General features: G+C 62.8%; 1 pseudogene. It reads right to left on the reverse strand.

The features are described from left to right. A pseudogene (locus tag O7A70_RS33910) lies at positions 1–435 on the reverse strand (transposase); the annotation flags it as partial. Between the last annotated feature and the right edge of the window lie 234 nt (positions 436–669).

Below are 669 nucleotides of genomic sequence, written 5' to 3' on the forward strand. Positions count from 1 at the left end.
CACCTGGCCTTTCCGGCCCCGGCCCGGAGGTGAGTCATCCGGGCGCTTTCGGGGGTTTCCACCGAGATGGAAATGGTCGATCTCAACCGTGCCGTCGAGCATGTTTTCCCGCGCCACCATCAGCCGCAGTGTGTGACCCATCCGCCAGGCCGTCGGCTGGCTCACTCCAAGGATCTCGGCGAGCCGGACCGAGGACAAGCCCTTATCCGGTTGCAGCAGCAGCCACATGGTGGCCCTCAACCAAACACGCAAGGGCCGCTTGGTCGAATGCAGCGGGGTATGGGGTCGTCAACAATCGCCGTTGGAGCATTGATACAGACCTGGTCGCGCACGCCGCTTGCCGGTATCGCGACCAGCAAGCGCGATCGAACGCTTGTAACCACAGGCCGGGCAAATCCGACCATCCGGCCACACCATGCTTTCCAGCAGCCGACGGGAATGCGAGGCGCACATAAGGGCGGAAGTGCCCGGGTCGACGCCGATCTGTTCAGCAACCTACTTTAGCGTTGCGCGAGGCGGAGTTTCGTCAGCCGCTTGCACTCTGGCAGGATATCGCATCCGACAGAGCGGAACGGCAAAGCCGAGGTGGTCTGGCTGGTTGGCAGGATATCGCATCCGACAGAGCGGAACGGCAAAGCCGAGGTGGTCTGGCTGGTTGGCAGGATATCG

The sequence above is a fragment of the Mesorhizobium sp. Cs1299R1N1 genome (assembly GCF_037179655.1).
Classification (GTDB): Bacteria; Pseudomonadota; Alphaproteobacteria; order Rhizobiales; family Rhizobiaceae; genus Mesorhizobium; species Mesorhizobium salmacidum.